At 61.5% G+C, this 20,597-nt stretch carries 8 protein-coding genes; 2 read left to right on the top strand and 6 right to left on the bottom strand.

Annotated features, from left to right (window positions below):
- Window positions 1-17: 17 nt before the first annotated feature.
- Both AF70_RS09640 and AF70_RS09635 read right to left on the bottom strand, forming a co-directional pair.
- Complete coding sequence (locus AF70_RS09640; protein WP_028939033.1) at window positions 18-842, bottom strand: alpha/beta fold hydrolase; 825 nt, start codon at window positions 840-842, stop codon at window positions 18-20.
- A gap of 80 nt (window positions 843-922) precedes the next feature.
- Complete coding sequence (locus AF70_RS09635) at window positions 923-13,906, bottom strand: non-ribosomal peptide synthetase (protein WP_028939032.1); 12,984 nt, start codon at window positions 13,904-13,906, stop codon at window positions 923-925.
- A gap of 380 nt (window positions 13,907-14,286) precedes the next feature.
- Here AF70_RS09635 and AF70_RS09630 point away from each other — a divergent pair, with 380 nt between their 5' ends.
- Window positions 14,287-14,835 carry an RNA polymerase factor sigma-70 gene (locus AF70_RS09630; RefSeq protein WP_026286708.1) on the top strand — a complete coding sequence of 183 codons (549 nt, stop codon included), beginning with the start codon at window positions 14,287-14,289 and terminating at the stop codon, window positions 14,833-14,835.
- A 93-nt stretch (window positions 14,836-14,928) separates the two neighbouring features.
- Here AF70_RS09630 and AF70_RS09625 read toward each other — a convergent pair whose 3' ends face one another.
- From AF70_RS09625 to AF70_RS09610, 4 genes are all read right to left on the bottom strand, one after another.
- Window positions 14,929-15,942, bottom strand: a complete 1,014-nt coding sequence (locus AF70_RS09625) for a GNAT family N-acetyltransferase (protein WP_028939031.1) — start codon at window positions 15,940-15,942, stop codon at window positions 14,929-14,931.
- 149 nt (window positions 15,943-16,091) lie between these two features.
- Window positions 16,092-16,931: a hypothetical protein gene (locus AF70_RS09620; protein WP_028939030.1), complete on the bottom strand. Its 840-nt coding sequence runs from the start codon at window positions 16,929-16,931 to the stop codon at window positions 16,092-16,094.
- 171 nt (window positions 16,932-17,102) lie between these two features.
- On the bottom strand, window positions 17,103-17,897 hold the full coding sequence (locus AF70_RS09615; protein ID WP_026331946.1) for an ABC transporter substrate-binding protein: 795 nt from the start codon (window positions 17,895-17,897) through the stop codon (window positions 17,103-17,105).
- A gap of 94 nt (window positions 17,898-17,991) precedes the next feature.
- The gene (locus AF70_RS09610) at window positions 17,992-18,615 is read right to left on the bottom strand and encodes a TetR/AcrR family transcriptional regulator (RefSeq protein WP_028939029.1); all 624 of its coding nucleotides are present in this window, start codon (window positions 18,613-18,615) and stop codon (window positions 17,992-17,994) included.
- 190 nt (window positions 18,616-18,805) lie between these two features.
- On the opposite strand from AF70_RS09610, the gene AF70_RS09605 reads away from it, so the two are divergent.
- Entirely contained in the window at window positions 18,806-20,596 is a 1,791-nt protein-coding gene (locus tag AF70_RS09605) for an acyclic terpene utilization AtuA family protein (RefSeq protein WP_019582500.1), read from the top strand.
- Window position 20,597 lies beyond the last annotated feature (1 nt).

Below are 20,597 nucleotides of genomic sequence, written 5' to 3'. Positions count from 1 at the left end.
TCGGACGATCTTTTTAATCAAGCGCTACACGGATTTCTGTCGGCCAGAAATTTCAGCAGCGCATCTGTAACAAACTGCGGATTCTCCAGACTGGAAATATGCCCCGCCTCCGGCACCAGCACATACGGGCAACCGATCAACTCGGCCATCTCTTGGGTTTCCGATGGCGGCCGAGGTTTGTCCTGGTCGCCACACATCAACAGCGTGGTTTCAGGGTTCAGCTGAGCCAGGCGCGGCAACAAATCATCACGACTAAACGTGATCCGCCCCATCGGCACGATGCTTTCACGCAGCCGGTTGACTGGCAATGCAGCCAGCCTGGCGCGGAAATCCTGATACAAAGCCGACTGCGGATCGATGCCCGGACGGAAGAAGATCGGCACAATAATGTCGAGCAGTTGCGACGAGATCTCACCGCTGTCTTCGATCTGTTTGAACAGCGAGAAGTAATACTGACGAGTCGGTTCCGGTTCGACACCAACGTAAGTATCCATCAGCACCAGCCCGTTGAGCCGCTGCGGCGCCGACAGTGCCAGGCGAACGCCCCACATGCCACCGACCGAAAGACCGACCAGCGTGACGCGATCGATGTCCAGATGATCGAGCAATGCCAGTGCCTGACGCGCCACGTCATCCAGCGACGTCATGCCCTCGGGCATCCGCCCGGACTCGCCATGGCCCCAGAGGTCCAGGGCAATGACCCGATAGTGCTGCGACAGCACCGCAATCTGCGGCGCCCACATGGCCTGGTCCCACAGGTAGCTCCCGGCCAGCAATACCGCCGGACCTGTGCCTTGATCTATGTAGTGAAGCGCTTGTCCATCAACCGTTACGAAGGGCATCGACTGTCTCCCTGGTGAAAGAGGATCCATTAAAAAACCACGGGAAGCCTGAGCCGCGTGGGCTCGGCAGTCAACCCGGGTTAAAGCCCCTCCAGCTCCGCCATCAGGTCATTCAACCGATCCACCTTCTCCTCGGTGATGTCGCTCACCGCCAACCCGTCGATGTACTCGGCCAACTCCGCCACCGTGCTGCACTCGAACATCGCCCGCAGCGGTACGTTGCGTTGCAGGGCTTTCTGCACCCGCGAGGCAATCTGCGTGGCCAGCAGCGAATGCCCACCCAGCTCGAAGAAGTTGTCACGCACGCCAACCTTCTCGACCTTCAACACTTCGGCCCAGATATCCGCCAAGGTCTGCTCCAGCTCATTTCCCGGCGCCTGATAGTCCTGGCTCTGCAACTGGCCGATCTCCAGTGCCGGCAAGGCCTTGCGATCGAGTTTGCCGTTGGCGTTGAGCGGCAGCTTGTCGAGCCACAACCAGTGCAGCGGCACCATGTATTCCGGCAGTTCGGCACGCAAGCGCTGCTTGATCCGCTCCAGTCGTTCGTTCGGATTGAGCGCCGAATCCGCTGCCACCAGATAGCCGACCAGATGCTTGCCGTTGACGCCCTCCTGCACCCCGACCGCCGCATCGCGGACTTCCGGCTGTTCATGCAGACGCGCTTCGATTTCACCCAGTTCTATGCGGTAACCGCGAATCTTCACCTGATGGTCGATACGTCCGACGTATTCCAGCACGCCATCACTGCGCCGACGGGCCAGGTCACCGGTGCGATACAGACGATCCCCTGGCGCACCGAACGGGTTCGGCACAAACACCTGCGCCGTGCGCAACGGATCGCTCACATAACCGCGCCCCACCCCGGTGCCGGCCACGCACAACTCACCCACCGCCCCCAACGGCACCAGCTCCAGCGCGCCATCGAGCAGGTACAAACGGTTGTTGTCGGTCGGCGTACCGATCGGCAAATAGCTGCCACGCGTCGAGGCCAGGTCGACCCGGAAGAACGCCACATCGTCCGAGCACTCCGCCGGGCCATAAGCGTTCACCAGTCCCATCTGCGGGTAACGCAGCAACCATTGATGCGCCAGTTCCGGCGGCATCGCTTCACCGGTCGGCAACATCCAGCGCAGGCCATCGAGGCTCATGCAGTCCTGGGCGAGCATGCCCTGAATCAGCGACGGCACGCTTTCCAGCACGCTAATGCCCTGGCTCTGGACGTGAGCCAGCAAGCCTTGCGGATCGTGGGCGATGCTGTTCGGCACGATGTCCACCCGAGCACCGAACAACGGCGCCGCGAGGAATTGCCAGACCGAAATATCGAAGCTTTGCGAGGCAGTCTGGGCGATCACATCGGCGTCACTCAGTTTCAAGTACGGCACCTTGCTCAACTGGTTATTGAGCATGCCGCGCTGCTCGACCATCACGCCTTTCGGCAGGCCGGTGGAGCCCGAGGTGTAGATCACGTAGGCGAGGTTGTCCGGGCCACTGTAAATACCTGGATTGGCCACCGAAACGTCGCTCGCCTGCACGTCTTCCCAAACCAGCAATCGAGGCCGGTTGGCACAACCGAATTCCTCCAGCAGCGCGACGGCTTGTTCACGGCACGCCTGAGTACAGACCAGTAACGGCGTGCGGCTCAGGTCAATGATCCGGCTCAGGCGCTGACTCGGCAGGCCCGGGTCCAGCGGCAAGTAACCGGCACCGGCCTTGAAGCTGCCGATGATCATGCCCAGCAGATCGAGGTTACGCTCGGCGAGCAGCGCCACCGGTTGATCGAGGCCGACGCCTGCAGCGATCAAGGCATGGCCGAGACGGTTGCTGCGCTGGTTCAGCTCAACATAGCTGTGTTGCTGATCGAGACAACTGGCGGCAATTCGCTGCGGATGCCGGGCAACCTGCGCTTCGAACAGTGAGACATAGCTCTGCTCCAGCGGATAGTCGTGTTGGCTCTGGTTGCAGCCATGGATCAGGAAGTCCTGTTCCTCGGCGCCCAACAGCGGCAAATCGGCCATGTCACCGTGGAAGCCCTCGACCAGCGCCAGCAACAGGCGCTTGAACTCACCGAGCATGCGCTCGACGGTGGATTCGTCGAAGTAACGCTGGTCGTAGGACAAGTGCAAGCCCAGGTCATCCCCCGGATAGCAGACCGCCGTCAACGGGAAGTTGGTGTGGGTGCGGCCCGAATCCGAAGTGGCATTGAGGCTTTGCGCACGGTCCAGCACCGAGACTTCCACCGGGGCGTTTTCGAACACGAACAGGCTGTCGAACAGTGGCTGGCCTTTAGGCAACTCGCTGTTTTCCTGAATGCTCACCAGCGGCAGGTACTCGTATTCGCGCAGTTGCATGTTGCTGTCGAGCAAACCGCTGAGCCACTGACGAACGCTGCAGCGCTGATCGTCCTCGGGCATTTTCACCCGCAGGGCGATGCTGTTGATGAACAGCCCAACGGTGCGCTGCATCTCTGGCATCTCCACCGGACGCCCGGCCACCGTGACGCCGAACAACACGTCGCGATCGCCGCTCAAGCGACGCAGCACCAGCGCCCACGCCGCCTGGGCGAAGGTGTTGACGGTCAACTGATGGGCCTGGGCCAGTTCGCGCAATTGCGCGCCGTCCCGGGGATCAAGCCTTGTGTGACGGTCGCCGACGATCATGCCGCCGCTGTCGCCGGCATGTTCACGCAGGAACGGCCGGTCGCTCGGAATCGGCGTGGTGCGCTCGAAACCTTGCAGGTTCTGCCGCCACCACTGCCGCGCCTCGGCCAGGCTCTGGCGTTGCAGCCAGCCGATGTAATCGCGATAACGCGGCGGCACGGCCAGTTGCGCTTGCCGGCCTTCGCCGAGGGCGGTGTAGATCTCGAAGAAATCGTTCATGAGCAGCGAACGGCACCAGGCATCGATGAGGATGTGGTGGTTGCTCATCATGAACCAGTAGCGCGCCGCGCCGACGCGGATCAAACGCAGATGGAACGGTGCCTGGTTGAGCAGATCGAACCCGGCCTCGCGCTCGCTTTTCAGCAGCGCCTGCAGCTTTGGTTCTTGCTCGGTTTCGGCAACCGCGCTCCAGTCCAGATACTCGATCGGCGTGCTGCCGGGTTTATGGATCACTTGCAGCATGTCTTCGCCGACGTTCCAGCAGAACGACGCGCGCAGGGCTTCGTGACGGGCGATCACCGCTTGCCAGGCTTGGGCGAAGCGCTCGGGGTCGAGCTCGCTGTTGATGCGGTAGCGGTCCTGCATGTAGTAGAGGCCGGTGCCCGGTTCGAGCAAGGTGTGCAGCAACATGCCTTCCTGCATCGGGGTCAGCGGGTAGACGTCTTCGATCATCGCCGCCGGGACTGGCAGTGCGTCGAGTTGCGGCTGAGTCAATCTGGCCAGCGGGAAGTCCGACGGCGTCAGGCCGCCCGCGTGGTCGCTCAGGCAGTGCTGGATCAGGCTGTGCAATTCATCCAGATACGCCTGCGCCAGGTCGGTGATGGTTTGCCGGTCGTGGCGTTCGGCGCTGAAGGTCCAGCGCAGCACCAGTTCACCACCGTACACCTGACTGTCGATGCTCAGTTCGTTGGGCAACGGCGCATGCGGATCATGGGCCGCATCCACCGGCTCATCGAGCGGACGGAACAGCGCATTGCTGCCGAAGCTCTGGTCGAACTGGCCAAGGTAGTTGAAGGTGATCGGCGCCACCGGCAGCGCGGCCATGGTCTGTCGGCACAGGCCATCGGCCAGGTAGCGCAGCACGCCATACCCCAGGCCTTTATGCGGCACCGCGCGCAGTTGCTCCTTGATCGCCTTGATCGATGCACCCTGCCCGTTCGCAGGTGTGAGGCGCAGCGGATACGCGCTGGTGAACCAGCCGACAGTGCGGGTCAGGTCGATTTCGTCGAATAGGGTTTCGCGACCGTGGCCTTCGAGTTGAATCAACGCCGACGCATGACCGCTCCAGCGGCACAGCACACGGGCCAACGCAGTCAGCAGTAAATCGTTGACTTGGGTGCGATAAGCCGCCGGCGCCTGTTGCAACAGTTGGCGGGTGTGCTCGCTGTCGAGGCGCACGCTGACGGTTTGTGCGTGACGATTCTGCTGCCCGCCCCGAGGCCGATCACACGGCAATTCAGCGCTTGGGCCGGCCAGTTGCGCCTGCCACCAGCTCAATTCTTCCCGCAAGGATTCGCTGCCGGCATAAGCCTGCAACCGTGCGGCCCAGTCCCTGAAGGCACTGGTTTTCGCTGGCAGTTTTACTGACTGCTCTGCGTCCAGTTGGCGATAAACCGTTTGCAGATCGTCCAGCAGCACCCGCCACGACACCCCGTCCACCACCAAGTGGTGAATGGCAATGAACAACCGTTGTTGCCCCTCGGGATCGTCGACCAACAGCGCCCGCATCAGTGGCCCCTGCTCAAGGTCGAGGCTGCGCTGGGCTTCGGCGAACAGTGCCGCGCATGTGTCCATCGTCGGCACCTGCACTTGCCACAGCACGGCAGCGTCGGAAACTGCCTGATGCTCGGCCTGCCAATGACCGGCGACTTCGGTGAAGCGCAGGCGCAAGGCATCGTGCTGTTCGATCACTGCCAGCAGCGCTTGCTCCAGGCGATGCGGCTCCAGCGCCACGGTCGGCGCCAGCAGCAACGCCTGGTTCCAGTGTTGACGCTGCGGGATTTCGGTGTCGAAGAACCAATGCTGAATGGGCGTCATACGCGATTCACCCATGAGCAAACCTTGCTCGGCGGTGAACTGCTCGGTGCGGGTCGCCACCGCAGCCAACGTCTGTACGGTCTGGTGCTGGAACAGGTCGCGCGGGCTGAAGTGAATACCCTGCTGCCGCGCCCGGCTGACCACCTGGATCGACAGGATCGAATCGCCGCCCAGTTCGAAGAAGTTGTCGTTAAGGCCGACCTGCCGCACGTTCAACACTTCGCACCAGATGCCGGCCAGGGTCAGCTCAAGTTCGTTGCTCGGCGCCACGTATTGCTGACGATTCAACTCCGGGTCCGGTGCCGGCAGTGCGCGGCGGTCGAGTTTGCCGTTGGCGGTCAGCGGCATCCTGGCCAGCAGGATCAAGTGCGTCGGCACCATGTAATCCGGCAACTGAGATTTGAGGTGCGCCTTCAACGCTTCGCGCAGTGCAGTTTGTTGCGCTTCATCCTGCTCGGCCACGTTTGTAACCAGATAGCCCACCAGTTGCTTGCCGCTCGGCGCATCGAGCGCCAGCACGACCGCTTCACGGATCGACTCATGTTCCAGCAGACGGGTTTCGATCTCGCCCAGTTCGATGCGAAAACCACGGATCTTCACTTGATGGTCGATACGGCCGAGGTACTCGACCAGGCCATCGGCGCGCTGACGGACAAGGTCGCCGGTGCGGTACAAGCGTCCGCCGTTCGCGGCAAAAGGATCAGCGACAAAGCGTTCGGCGGTCATCCCCGGACGTTGGTGATAACCCTGCGCCAGACCGGCGCCGCCGACATACAACTCGCCGGTCGCGCCTTGCGGCAGCAACGCCAGATCGGCGTCGAGAATGTACGCCACCCGAGCGCCGATCACGCTGCCAATCGGCACACTGCCCAGCCCTTCTTCCAATTGCTCGGGGGCCAGGCTGGCGAGCGGCATGACCACAGTTTCGGTCGGGCCGTAAGCGTTGAAAAACAGGCTCGGTTTGAACGCCGCGCGAATCCGCTGCAAGTGTTCGCCAGTCAGGGCTTCGCCACCGGTGATGCACATGCGCACCGGCAGGGTTTCGCCCTGGGTCGCCAGCCATTGCGCCAACTGGCTGCCGTAGCTTGGGGTGAAGCCGAGGATGTTGATGTGGTGGCGACGAATCAGCCCGCAGATTTCCTGCGCGTCCCACTGGCCTTGAGCGCGAAGGACCACCTGCGCACCGCTCAATAGCGGCACCAGCAGACGCTCGGTCGCAGCATCGAAGTTGATTGAATAAAAATGCAGCTCGCAATCATCCGGGCGCATGCCGAAACGCTCGATCACCGCGCGGCAATGCATGGCGATTTCACCGTGGGACACCACCACGCCTTTCGGTTTTCCGGTCGAGCCCGAGGTGTAAATCAGGTACGCCTGATGCTGCGGCATACTGATAAACGGCAGCTCGCTGGCCGGGTAATTGGCCAGGTCCGCGGCATCGTCTTCCAGGCACCAACGACCGACGCTGGCCGGCAATTCACCGAGTGCTGCGAACATCGCCGCATCGCTGAGCAACAAACCGATGCCGCTGTCTTCGATCATGTAGCGCAGGCGATCCAGCGGGTATTCCGGGTCCAGCGGCACATAGGCGCCGCCCGCCTTGAGGATTGCCAGCAAGCCGATGACCATCTCCAGCGAACGTTCCAACGCCAAGCCGACCCGCACTTGCGGCCCGACACCGCGCTCACGGAGCATCCAGGCCAGACGATTGGCGCGGCTGTCGAGCTCGGCGTAGCTCAAGGTTTGCCCGGCGAACGTCAGCGCCGGCGCGCCCATGCGCACCAGCGCCTGCTCAGCGAACAGCTGATGAATGCATTGATCGAGGCGATGCTCACCCGGCTCGATGCCGAGGTTGTCGAGCAGGTTTTGCTGTTCAGTGGCGTCGAGCAACGGCAGTTCACTCAAGCGCTGTTGCGGATCGGCCAGCAACGCTTCCAGCAGATTGCGCCAGTGCCCGGCCATGCGCGCAATGCGCGGCTCATCGAACAGATCGGTGCTGTAAGTCAGGCAGCAACCGAGGCGATGGTCGAGGTCGGTGACTTCCAGGTTGAGGTCGAACTTGGTCGCGCGCGCATCGTTGGCCAGGTACTCGACGGTCATCCCGGCCAGGGTGCGGCGCTGCTGGAATTCCCAGCGCTGCACGTTGCACATCACCTGGAACAGCGGGTTGTAAGCGGCGCTGCGCGGTGGTTGCAGGGCTTCGACCAAATGATCGAACGGCAGGTCCTGATGGGACTGGCCTTCGATCACCGTGTGGCGAACCTGCTCGAACAACTCGCCGACGGACATCTGCCCATCGAGCTGGCAACGCAGCACTTGGGTGTTGAGGAATGCGCCGATCAACCCTTCGCTTTCCGGGCGAATGCGGTTGGCCACCGGCGCACCGATGCGCAGGTCGGTCTGGCCGCTGTAGCGGTAAAGCAGCACGGCCAGGGCGGCGGTCATGGTCATGAACAGGGTCAGACCGTTGTCTGCGTTGAAGGCACGAACCCGCGCCGCGAGGTCATCACTGAGGTCGAAGCGGAACAGTTCGCCCTGATGACTTTGCACCGGCGGACGCGGACGATCAGCCGGCAACTCCACCAGTGGATGTTCGCGGCCCAGTTGCGCGGTCCAGTAATCGAGCTGGCGCTGACGTTCGCCGGATTCCAGCCACTGACGCTGCCACACGCTGTAATCCAGGTACTGCACCGGCAAGGGTTGCAGTGGTGATTCGCGGTCATCGACGAACGCTTCGTAGAGCGCGCTGAGTTCCCGGGCGAAGATGTCCATCGCCCAGCCTTCGGTGACAATGTGGTGCAGGGTCAGCACCAGGTAATGTTCCTGCTCGGCGGTCTTGACCAGGCAGGCGCGCAGCAACGGTCCGGTTTCCAGATCGAAAGGCGTGTGCGCCTCGCTGTCGGCCAGTTGCTGGACACGCTGCTCACGAGTATCAGCCGCCAGCGCGGAGAAATCCTTCCAGTCCATGCGCATACCGGTGTCCGGATGCACCTGTTGCCGGGCCACGCCGTCGACGCTCGGGAATGTCGTGCGCAGGGTTTCGTGACGCATGATCAGCGCTTGCAACGCCGCCTCGAAACGCCCGACATCCAGCACGCCGCGCAACCGCGCCATGCCGCCGACGTTGTAGGCCGGGCTGTCCGGTTCCATCTGCCACAAGAACCACATGCGTTGCTGGGAATAGGACAACGGCACCGGTTGGCGGCGGTCGACCTTCTCGATCAGTGGCTGCCGGTTGGTTTTGCCGCTGGCCTGGATCAAGCGAACCTGTTCGGCAAACGCGCCCAGCTCACTGGCCTCGAACAGCGCTCGCAACGGCAACTCGACGTCGCAGGCCTGACGGGTACGGGAGATGATTTGCGTGGCCAGCAGCGAGTGGCCGCCAAGGGCGAAGAAGTCGTCGCGCAGACCGATCTGCGTCTGGCCCAGCACTTCACGCCAGATGCCGGCGATTTGTTGCTCAAGCGCCGTGACCGGTTCGACGTGCTCGCGGACGTGCCACTGAGGTTCCGGCAAGGCGCGGCGATCGAGTTTGCCGCTCGGGCTCAAGGGCATTTGGTCCAGACGCATCAGTTGCGCCGGCACCATGTATTCCGGCAACTCAGCGGCCAGCACGGCTTTCAGGCGTGCGGCTTGAGTGTCGAGGTCTTCAGTGGAATCAGTGGCGGTGTAGTAACCGATCAACTGCCCGCCGACCGCCGTTTCGCGCACCAGCACCACCGCTTGGGCGACGCCGGATTGTGCCAACAGCCGCGCTTCGATCTCTTGCGGCTCGACACGAAAGCCACGCAGTTTGACCTGCTGATCGAGACGACCGAGGTATTCGATTACGCCATCGGCGGTCCAGCGCGCACGGTCGCCGGTGCGGTACAGACGCGCGCCCTGCTCGCCCAGTGGATCGACCACGAAACGCTCAGCCGTCAGCCCCGCACGGCCCAGATAGCCCCGGGCCAAACCGATACCGCTGATGCACAGTTCACCCGGCACGCCGGCCGGCACCGGGTTGAGGTCACTGTCGAGCACCCGGCACAGCACGTTGCCCAATGGCCGGCCAATCGGCGAGCGCTCGCCATCGGCGGTTGTGCAGTGCCAGTGGGTGACGTTGATCGCGGTTTCGGTCGGGCCGTAGCGGTTGTGCAGTTGCACCGCCGGCAGTTGCGTCAGCACGCGGTTGCGCAGTTCGGTGGGCAAGGCTTCGCCGCCGGAAAACACCCGGCGCAGGCTGGTGCATTCGGCGGTCAGCGGTTCGTCGATGAACAGCGAAAGCAGCGGCGGCACAAAGTGCAGCGTGGTCACACCGTACTGCTTGACCAGTTGCGCGATGCGGTGTGTATCGCGATGTTCGCCGGGACCGGCGATCAGCAAGCGGCACCCGGTGATCAACGGCCAGAAACACTCCCACACCGACACGTCAAAACTGATCGGGGCTTTTTGCATCAGCACGTCGGTATCGTTCAGGTGATAAGTGTTCTGCATCCATTGCAGACGTTCAGCGAGCGCTGCGTGAGTGTTGCCAACGCCCTTGGGCTGGCCGGTGGAACCGGAGGTATAAATCACGTAGGCCAGGTTGTCGCCGTGCAGGTGCAGACCCGGCGCATGGCTTGGCCAGCTCTCCAGGTGCAGGGCGTCCATGGCAATCACGCAGACGCCATCAGTGGCCGGCAAGCGGCCGAGCAATTCGGCTTGGGTCAGCAACAACTCGACGCCACTGTCGCTGAGCATGTAGGCCAGGCGCTCAGCCGGGTAATCCGGGTCCAGCGGCACATAAGCGCCGCCGGCCTTGATGATCGCCAGCAAGCCGATCAACAGTTGCGGCGAACGCTCGGCGGCGATGGCCACGCACACGTCCGGGCCGACGCCTTTGTCGCGCAGGTAATGCGCCAAGCGGTTGGCCTGAGTATGCAGTTCAGCGAAGTCCAGGCTGCCGCCGTCCCACAGCAACGCGGTGCGCTCCGGGATCTGGCGTGCTTGTTCGCTGAGCAGTTCCGGCAACCACTGCTGCGCCGGTTTGCACGGAGCAACGCTCCAGTCATTTTGCTGAGCCTGTTCGGCGGCGGTCAGCAGTTGCAGATCGCCGATCGCTTGTTGCGGACGCTCACAGACGGCTCGCAGCAGGTTGCTGAAATGCTCGGCCAGACGCTCGATGGTCGCCGCGTCGAACAGTTCAGTGGCGTAGTCGAACGACAGACTCAAGCGCCCGTTGCGGTCTTCTTCGCTGTGCAGTTGCAGGTCGAATTTGGCTTCGCGGCTGTGCCACGGCAGCTCTTCGGCGAGTAGCCCCGGCAAGCGGCGCAGTGCACTGAGATCCCGTTGCTGGTGGTTGAACATGACCTGGAACAAACCTTGTTCGCGAGCCTGGGGGAAGGCTTCGAGCAGCTGTTCGAACGGCAGGTCCTGATGCGCTTGCGCGCCCAATGCGGCTTGCCGGGTTTGCGCCAGCAACTCAATGAACGGCAGACGCGAATCCACCTCGGCGCGCAGCACCTGAGTGTTGATAAAGAAGCCGATCAACCCCTGGGTTTCCAAGCGTGGACGGTTGGCATTCGGCACGCCGATGCGGATGTCGCGCTGGCCGCTGTAGCGATGCAGCTGGCTCTGGAACGCTGCGAGCAACAGCATGAACGGTGTCGATTCATGGGCCTGGGCGGTCTGGCGAATCGCGTTGCTCAGGCTCGCGTCCAACCGCAGGGTGTGGCGGGCGGCGCTATGGGTGTGTTGTGCCGAACGTGGGTGGTCGGTGGCCAGGCTCAGGGTCGGATGCTCATCACCCAACTGCTCTTTCCAGTAAGCGAGTTGCCGTTCGCCCTCCCCTTGCGCCAGCCACTGGCGCTGCCAACTGCCATAGTCAGCGTATTGGGTCGACAAGGCCGGGAGGCTGGTGGTCTGGCCTTGAGAGGCCGCCGCATACAGGCGCGAGAATTCATCGATCAGAATGTTCAGCGACCAGCCATCCGCGATGATGTGATGCATCGTCACCAGCAGTTGATGATCCTCATCGTCGAGGCGCACCAGGGTCACCCACAGCAGCGGGCCGTTCTCCAGGTCGAACCGGGTGCGGGCTTCGTCCTCGCGGATTTGTTGCGCGCGGGCTTCACGCCCGGCGGCAGGCACGTCGCTGATGTCGATCACTTGAAGATTGAATGCAGCGCCAGTATCGACCTGTTGCAGGGCCACACCGTCGCGCTCGAAAAACCGCGTGCGCAGGGATTCGTGACGCTCGATCAGTTGCTGGAAACTGGCGCGCAAGGCGTCTTCGTCCAGTTCGCCGCGCAGGCGCAAGGCGCCGGGAATGTTGTAGGCGCTGCTCTGCGGGTCGAGTTGCCAGGTGATCCACAAACGGTTTTGCGCCAGGGATTGCGGCATGGCGTCGTTGCGCGACAGCTGAGTGATCGCGCCTTGGGCGAGGCCGCCATCCTGTTGTTGCCGGGCGACGGCGGCGGCGAACGCGCCGAGGGTCGGCGCTTCGAATAACAGACGCAGATTCAGCTCCAGACCCAACGTTTCACGCAGGCGAGCAACCACTTGAGTGGCGGCGATGGAGTTACCGCCGAGCAGGAAGAAGTGATCGTCGGCGTTGACTTGCTTGACCTGCAATTGCTCGCACCAGATCTGGCCGATCAGGGTTTGCAGTTCGGAACCCGACTCGCTGCTGCCTTCACTTTCGTTCGCTGCCGACGGGAAAACCGCATAGCTGTCGAGGCTGCCATCGGCCAGGCGATTGCGGCAGGCCGAACGTTGCAACTTGCCGCTGGAAGTCTTGGGCAGCGCCCCCGGATTGAGCAGCACCACCACGCTCGGCGCTTCCTGATACGCCTCGGCCACCGCTTGACGGATGGCTTTGATCAGCGCCTCGGGCGGCAGGATTTTCTGCACGCTGCGGCTGATTTCCGCGGCGACGCCGATACCTTCCTGTCCCTCGAGGTTGACCGCGAACGCAGCCACGCGACCTTTGCGCACCATCTCCACTTCACGCTCGACGGTCTGCTCGATGTCCTGCGGATAGAGGTTATGGCCACGAACGATCAGCATGTCTTTCAGGCGCCCGGTGATGAACAGTTCACCGCCACGTAAAAAGCCCAGGTCGCCGGTGCGCAGCCAGGTGCGGCCTGCGTGCTGGACGAAGGTCTTGGCCGTGGCTTCAGGGTTGCGCCAGTAGCCATGGGCGATGCTCGGCCCGGCGGCCCAGACTTCACCGACCGTGTTGTCGGCGAGTTCTTCGAGCGATACCGAATCGACAATCAGCACCGCATGATCCGGCTGGCTGATGCCGCAACTCATGACCGGACTGCCGTCGCCCGGTTCGGCGCGGTTTTGCGCCAACGCCTGATCGTCCACGCGCAACGCCGGAATGCCCCGACCGCGCGGAGTGCCGGCAACGAACAGTGTCGCTTCCGCGAGACCGTAAGAGGCCATGAAACTGTCCGACGTAAAGCCACAGGCCGCGAACTTCTCGGCGAAGCGTTCCAGGGTGTCGAGGCGAATCGGTTCGGAACCGGAATACGCCACGCGCCAGCCGCTCAAATCAAGGCGCTCCAGAGCCGATTCGCTGACGCGCTCGCTGCACAGTCGATAGGCGAAGTCCGGCCCGCCGCTGATGGTGCCGCCGTATTCGCTGATCGCTTCCAGCCAGCGCAACGGGCGACCGAGGAAGTACGCCGGCGACATCAACACGCACGGCACACCACTGAAAATCGGCTGCAGCAGACCACCGATCAGGCCCATGTCGTGGTACAGCGGCAGCCAGCTGACAATCACGTCATCAGGATTGAGGTCGATGCCAAAGCCGTGACGAATCAATCGTTCGTTGGCCACCAGGTTGCCGTGGCTGACTTGCACGCCTTTAGGCAACGCGGTGGAGCCAGAGGTGTATTGCAGGAAAGCGATGTGCTCGCCTTGCAGGTCCGGCGCAACCCAGCGTTCAGCCAGGGCGCTGTCGAGGGTGTCGACACATAGCAGCGGCGGCGCCCCGTTGATTTGCAGCAAGGCGTCGCGCAGGTCGGCGCTGGTCAACAGCAGGCGCGGCTCGGCATCGCTGATGATCGACAGCAGGCGTTCCTGATGATGACGACGGGTCGATTCCGGCGGATAGGCCGGCACCGCGATCACCCCGGCGTACAGGCAACCAAAGAACGCCGCGACGTAATCCGGGCCGCTGGGAAACAACAGCACCGCGCGATCACCGAACGACGCCTGGGCCTGCAACGCGCCGGCAATGGTTCGCGCCCGCAGGTCCAGCTCACGATAACTGAGCACCACAGCCTGATCCTGGGTTTCGGCGAGAAAACGCAAGGCCACCCGGTCCGGCGTCAGGGCCGCGCGGCGCTGGAGGGCTTGGACCAGTGTGCTGGGGAGTTCGAACGCGTCGGTCATGAGGTTTCCTGCCTGAATTCGGCTTGCAAGTGGAATCGGTTTTCATATTTCACGCCCGTTCACGGGCATGCAGGACGCGGTCTTCGCCGACCGCGCAAGGCTTGGGAATGCTGTTTTGGCCGGGGTTTGCGCCCGCAGCCATTCACCAATGAGAACGGATGAGGTCTTGGAATAATTAGTCGCCGGGCTTGAGCGCCGGCAGGCTTGTGGCCGGTGGGTGAGTCAGCGTGTTGCCGTTCTCACTGCGCACCTTCATGAAGCATTAATTCTATTTCTCAATTGACAATCATTATCATTCAACATAATTTGTCGCTCGATATGTAGGACGGCTCCGACCCCCTTGTCGTCCCACAACCCTATTTGCAGCAAGGTGATTTCCAATGACGGAACAAGTATCCACAAGCAGGTGCGATTCACCGCTACTTCAGGCCTTCGTCGACAACCGAATGATTCTGGTCAAGATTGCCGCCCGTATTACCGGCTGCCGATCCCGCGCCGAAGACGTGGTGCAGGATGCGTTCTTCCGGTTGCAATCGGCACCGCAGATCACCTCGTCCATCAAGGCACAGCTCAGTTACCTGTTCCAGATCGTGCGCAACCTGGCGATCGATCACTACCGCAAGCAGGCGCTGGAGCAGAAGTATTCGGGCCCGGAAGAGGAAGGTCTGAACGTGGTGATCCAGGGCGCTTCGCCGGAAACCTCGCATATGAATTTCTCGACCCTGGAAAACATTGCCGATGCACTGACGGAGCTGCCCAGCCGCACCCGTTACGCCTTCGAGATGTACCGCCTGCACGGCGTGCCGCAAAAAGACATCGCCAAGGAACTGGGCGTCTCGCCGACCCTGGTGAACTTCATGATTCGTGATGCGCTGGTGCATTGCCGCAAAGTGTCGGGCAATCGTGCCGATACCTTCGCACGTCGCTAAAAGCTTCGCGGGCAAGCCTCGCTCCACAGGGAATATTGCCTGTCATTGTAGGAGCGAGCGGTGCGGCGATCCGACTTGCCCGCGAAGACTGACTCAAGCCAACGAACACCGATCAAAAAACCGCTCACGCCCCAGCATCATCAGCGCCGCGCGCTTGTGCGGGAAGTCGAACTCTTTCTCGCAGTGAAAACACTGATTATGCAGATGCCCGATCATCTTCGCGTTGTCGGCGCGAGGTTCGGCGACCACCCTTTGAGTGCGCGGATCATCGAGAAACAGGTAGTGCACCAGCGCCGATAACCAACTCGCCACTTTGTGCGGGCCACGGTGATTTTCCTCACCCACCAGCATGTGAATGCCACGGTCGTAATCGGCGACATCATAGAACGGCGCAATGCGATCTTCCTTGGCCCAGTAGGCTTCAAAGTAGGCAAACGGCTGATCATCGAAGCAACCGATCAGGGTCAAGGTGTGCGGGTCGGCTTCGAGCTTGCTCAGGTATTCCCGATGCTGCTCGAGACTGCCCTCCTCCTGCCAGAAACTCGCGACCCGCGGGCTGTTCTGCCAGCGGTTGAAACGCGCCAGATCCTGCTCGATTTCTAGTGTACGCAGGGAAACCCATGCACCGAGCCGCGCATCAAAGCGCCGATAGACCTCACCACGGGGTTTCACCGCACGCAGGGGATGGCGCTTGCCGTCACTGATGACCATCTGCTGTGGATAACTGCCAGTCAACGACTCACCCAGCCAAGGCTGAGGCAATTGCCAGAACAGCGTGCGTTCACAGCGATACTGACCGTTGACGTCGGTGGCGATCAGCAATCCGCTGAGCAAGGCTTCGGTGGGCACTTGATCGAGGTGCCAGATCAGACGCTGACACTGCGCATCACGGGCAAACAGCCAATAACAGGCCGCCCAGAATGCTTGACCGTCAGGACGGCCAAAGCGCTCCTCCAGCCGCAGATTCAGCTCAGGCTCGCGGGTCAGCCGCAGTTCGATCAGCGGTTGCCCTTCCAGGCTGAGGCTCAGGCGACTTGTGGTTTCATCGGCTACAAGACGGTTGCCTGACGGCAAGGCCAGGGCGGTCAGGTCATTCAGATTGGACATGGATCGGGCTCACGGTAATCGTCGACAGTTAACTGAGGTGACGTGAGCCGGGCATGGAAATTTAACGAAAAACACCGCGAACCTTAATCAGCATTCGCGGTGGCATGCACAGCCCGGATCAGTTCCAGGCCATTGACGTTACGCAGGTGCTAGATCGACCTGACCCAGATTTCGCGGAAGGCATAGTCGTTGCCGTTTCCGGTGGCGACATGGTTAACGATCTGCAACTCCATCTGTGATGCACTCGCGGTAAACGTGCCTTTGAGCGGAGCCCAGGCCATTGACGAAATTTCCGTCGCGGGGGCAATGACTTGCGCTCCGCTGTTGAGTGACAGCACCGGAACCGAATAGCTGTTGTTCCACCTGCGCACGGTCAGCCCGAACTCATAGGATCGACCCATCTCCAGCCCCTGAAAGGTCTTTTTCAACACTGTCCCGGCAGAGTTGTTGGTGTAGGTGTTGTCGAATAATACGTAGATATCTCCATCTTTGGTGATGGTGAGATCCCGTGGATCAGTCGCAGCGTCGCCCCTCATCCAACCATTCCAGTTATTGGTACCGTCTGTTGCCGAGAAGGTCGTTGTATCGTCAAAAGGCGCCTGAACCTCAAGACACAATGTCGGGAACAGCACCGGGCCAGCACAACTGCCTCCATCCAGCGCCGCCTGAAAAACAAACGCGAGATGGCTCCCGTCTTTCAGATTCTGTAAAGACGCCCAGGCAATATTGCGACGCCAGCCCTCCTGGAACTCTTGTTGCGTAACGGGCTCGGCGTCCGCCACTCGCAGCATCACTGGCGAGCCGTCGGCTTGTTGACCGCAGACATGCAGCGTTGTCTTTTGATTAACCACCATGAATGGCCAACGCGCCACCTCGACCGTGACACCGGCCGAATCATCAGGTTTTTTCAGAATGAGTACATCGTTGACGGCTTGTGGCACCACAGGAGCGGGCACACAGGAGAGAGAAACCAACGAGGGGGTTGTCATGACAGAAATCCTTTCTGAATGAGCGCCAACCCCTCCATGGGGTCGGACACAGGAAAGGAGCTAAGACCACGTTAGGCGAAGCGTCTACTGTCAATTCGACCATTCGAACAGCAGAACATAAATACCAGATGAATGGTCGTCCGCCCCCCCTGCCCCTGGAAACTCTATCTGTCAGTGCTTGCCCACCGGCACCAGGGCAATTTTGTAGGGATCGAAAATCTTCAGCATCTGGCCGTTGTTTCGCAGGCCTTGCAGCAACTTGCCGAATGCTTCACCCGTAATCGGCGCCTCTGGACGAATCAGCGCGTAATGGTGATAGACCTGATCGATGCGTTGCGACACCAGCAACTGCTCACCGACTTTTTCGTTGCGCAGCAGGTAATCGCTCAGATAAGAGCGTGTCACCAGGGCTATGTCCGCTCGCCCGCGCAGCACCATCAGCAGGTTGCTGTCGTGGGAATAGGTCAGCGTGGCGTTGTAGGTGTCGGCCAGGTACTTGGGATCGGCGTTGAAATTGGCAAACTCGTAGTGATAGCCGCTGTACAGCGCCAGGCGCTTGCTCGCCAGATCCTTGAAGTAGTTCTCATCGCGACCGGGTTGCTTCTGCGCGACAAAGATTTCTGCGTCTTCCAGGCCCATGTCGACGTCGGTATGCGGAATGTCCTTCCAGCCCCACTCCGGGTTCTCGAAAATGGCCATATCGACCCGGCCTTCCTTGAAGTCATTGAAACGCCTGGGAATCGAGGTGGGCACCAGCACAAACTGATAATCGGTTTGCAGCTGATTCAGCGCTTCCACCAGTTGCGGCAGCAGACCGGTGTCGGCACCGGACTCCGGGCGCACGGTATAGGGTGGAAAATGGGCGGCCCCGACCCGCACCTGTTGTGCGGCCTGAGATGGCAACACCCAGCACACCGCAAGCGCCGCCAGCAAAAGCCGCGACGCCATTCGAATTGATGAAGACATCAAAACAGCACACTCCCCAAAAAAATACTCACCAATGCATACAAACTAGGCGGTTTCGTCAACTTAGCCAGTTTCTTGCCGAGATAGACGGCTCTTACCGTTCTTCAAGCACCAGAATCAGCGCTTCATCGGCCAATTGATCGAGGCTCATGCTGCCATCGGCGCGAAACCAGGTGGTGGTCCAGGATAGCGCGCCCGTCAGGAAACGGCGGGTGATGAACACATCGCCACGGATAAAACCGGCGTCCTTGGCTTCTCCCAGCACCTGCAGCCAGATGGCTTCATAAATATCGCGCAGCGCCAGAACCTGCGCCTGGCCTTCCTCAGACAGCGAACGCCACTCATATACCAGCACCGCCATGGCCTCGCCACTGCCGCCCATGATCGACTGCAATTCACAGCGAATCAGCGCCAGCACCCGCTCGCGCACATTGCCGGCCTCGGCCAGCGCTGCACGCATCAACGCGGTGTTGTAGCGAATGGTCTCCTCCATCACTGCCCGCAGGATCTCGTCCTTGCTTTTGAAGTGATGAAAAATGCTGCCTGACTGAATGCCCACCGCACTGGCCAGGTCACGCACGGTGGTGCGTTCATAACCTTTGTTGCGAAACAGGTGAGCGGCCACTTGCAGCAGTTTGCCGCGGGCGCTGTCGGGGTCGGTCAATTGGCCGCTGTCGACCAACTCGCGCATCACCCTCAGGGCTTTTTGCTCGTCCACCCGTTCTCTCCTACAGTCGATCAATCAAATGCGCCGCTGCCCATTAAAACAGCAGGGTTGCGCGGGCAATTTAAGCTGGCAGGGGCGACCAAGCAAGCGCTCGGGAAGAAGATAATCAAGGCGCTTACAAACCAAGCGCTTGCTTGGTAGTCTCGAAGCGCTTCTGTCGCAGATGGCTATGGAGTTGACTGTGCCTAAAACAATTCGCATCGGTTGTGCCAGTGCATTCTGGGGCGACACCTCGACCGCCGCCGCACAGTTGGTGGAGGGCGGGCGACTGGACTATCTGGTGTTCGATTATCTGGCCGAAATAACAATGTCGATCATGGCCGGGGCGCGGATGAAAGATCCCGCCACCGGCTACGCCAGCGACTTCATCGAAGTCCTCAGCCCCCTCCTCGAGCAGCTCGCGAAACAACAGATCCGGGTGATCAGCAACGCCGGCGGGGTTAATCCACAGGCCTGCGCTGCTGCCCTGCAAGCGGCCTGCGACAAGGCCGGGGTGGCGCTGAAAATCGCCGTGCTGTCGGGTGACGACCTGCAACCGCAGTTCAAACGCCTGAGCAGTCTGGGCATCCATGAGATGTTCAGTGGCGCGCCCCTGCCGCCGATGTGCGTATCGACCAACGCCTACCTCGGCGCACCGGGCATCGTCGAAGCCCTGCGCCTGGGCGCCGACATTGTGATCACCGGGCGCGTGGTCGACAGCGCCGTGGTCAGCGCCGCGCTGGTGCATGAGTTCGGCTGGTCGTGGCACGACTACGACAAACTCGCCCAAGCCGCATTGGCCGGGCATCTGATCGAATGCGGCGCCCAGTGCACCGGTGGCAATTTCACCGATTGGCATGACGTGCCCGATTACGAACACATCGGTTTTCCGATCGTCGAAGTCGGTGCCGACAGCCAGTTCATCGTCAGCAAACCCGACGGCTCCGGCGGCCTGGTCACACCCCTGACGGTTGGCGAGCAGATGCTCTATGAGATCGGCGACCCACAGGCCTATTTGCTGCCCGATGTAGTGTGCGATTTCAGCCAGGTCAAACTCGTGCAACAAGGCAAAAACGCGGTTCAGGTGCATGGCGCAAAAGGCTTGCCGCCGACCGCTCAGTACAAGGTCAGCGCAACGTACCCGGACGGTTTCCGCTGCACCGCCAGTTGCCTGATCGCCGGGATCGATGCCGTGGCCAAGGCCCGACGGGTCAGCCAGGCGATCATCAACAAGACCTCGCAAATGTTTAGCCAGCGCGGCTGGGCGCCCTACAGCGAAGTGAACATCGAACTGCTGGGCAGCGAGGCCACTTACGGCCCCCACGGCCAGCGCCAGGACAGCCGCGAAGTGGTGATCAAACTCGCCGTGCGCCATCCGAGCAAACAGGCCTTGATTCTGTTCTCCCGGGAAATAGCTCAGGCTGCCACCGGTATGGCGCCTGGGCTGACGGGAATCGTCGGCGGGCGGCCGACGGTGTATCCGTTGATCCGGCTGTTTTCGTTCCTGATCGACAAAACCGCCTGCGCCTTGGAAATCGACCTTGCCGGTGAGCGCCATCCGTGTGCCCTGCCCGCCCTCGATGCGCTCGATCCGGCTGACTTGCCGCTGCCGTTCGACCCACCCAAAACCACAGAGCGTGCCGACGCTAGCGTGGCCTTGATCAAACTTGCCGTGGCGCGCTCCGGCGACAAGGGTAACCACAGCAACATCGGCGTCATGGCCCGCCACCCCGACTACCTGCCGTGGATCGCCGAAGCATTGACACCCGAGGTGATGGTCGACTGGATGAGCCATGTCCTCGACCCGATCCACGGACGCGTCGAACGCTGGTATTTACCCGGCACTCAGAGCTTTAATTTTCTTCTGGAAAACGCACTCGGCGGCGGTGGCGTGGCCAGCCTGCGGATCGATCCGCAAGGCAAGGCGTTCGCCCAACAACTGTTGGAAATCCAGATTCCGGTGCCCCAGCGCATCGCCGATCAGTTCAACTAGA

The sequence above is a fragment of the Pseudomonas sp. KD5 genome (assembly GCF_012932895.1).
Classification (GTDB): Bacteria; Pseudomonadota; Gammaproteobacteria; order Pseudomonadales; family Pseudomonadaceae; genus Aquipseudomonas.
Note: the sequence above shows the minus strand (reverse complement) of the source record. Positions and strands in the feature narration are given on the sequence as shown.

What these genes read in the sequence shown, in the direction of transcription:
- AF70_RS09620 (WP_028939030.1), bottom strand. Translation starts at nt 16,931, where the DNA reads ATGACAACCCCCTCGTTGGTTTCTCTCTCCTGTGTGCCCGCTCCTGTG.
- AF70_RS09630 (WP_026286708.1), top strand. Translation starts at nt 14,287, where the DNA reads ATGACGGAACAAGTATCCACAAGCAGGTGCGATTCACCGCTACTTCAG.
- AF70_RS09625 (WP_028939031.1), bottom strand. Translation starts at nt 15,942, where the DNA reads ATGTCCAATCTGAATGACCTGACCGCCCTGGCCTTGCCGTCAGGCAAC.
- AF70_RS09640 (WP_028939033.1), bottom strand. Translation starts at nt 842, where the DNA reads ATGCCCTTCGTAACGGTTGATGGACAAGCGCTTCACTACATAGATCAA.
- AF70_RS09615 (WP_026331946.1), bottom strand. Translation starts at nt 17,897, where the DNA reads ATGTCTTCATCAATTCGAATGGCGTCGCGGCTTTTGCTGGCGGCGCTT.
- AF70_RS09635 (WP_028939032.1), bottom strand. Translation starts at nt 13,906, where the DNA reads ATGACCGACGCGTTCGAACTCCCCAGCACACTGGTCCAAGCCCTCCAG.